Source organism: Salmonella sp. SAL4457 (genome assembly GCF_046548235.1).
GTDB lineage: Bacteria > Pseudomonadota > Gammaproteobacteria > Enterobacterales > Enterobacteriaceae > Salmonella > Salmonella enterica.
In genome coordinates this window covers 1-261 of the sequence record NZ_JBGDZO010000742.1, presented here as the reverse complement: position 1 = coordinate 261, position 261 = coordinate 1, and the positions used below count along the sequence as shown (strand labels likewise).

The 261-nt window shown below is 65.1% G+C and carries 1 protein-coding gene; it reads right to left on the bottom strand.

Annotation, left to right across the window (positions count from 1 at the left end):
* A partial coding sequence (locus tag ACLJNW_RS26135; RefSeq protein WP_410961496.1) for a hypothetical protein occupies positions 1-234 on the bottom strand: 234 nt, incomplete at its 3' end.
* Positions 235-261 lie beyond the last annotated feature (27 nt).

Below are 261 nucleotides of genomic sequence, written 5' to 3'. Positions count from 1 at the left end.
ATCCAGCACTTCGTAGCCGAGCCCGCATTCCTCGCAGGCCCCGCTGCTCGGCAGGAGGTCGCGCTCGCAGTGCTGGCGCAGGCGCACGCCGTTGTCGAAACGGTAGAGCGCTTCGCAGCTGTGGATCTCGACGCCGTCCTCGCAGCGCTGTTGCTCTTCGACCTGCGCATCGCTTATCGAGACCGGCGAGGGCAGGGCATGGATGGCGCGGATATAGCTGGCGAGCGAATGCATCAGGTGATCCACGGACCGCAGCATTTC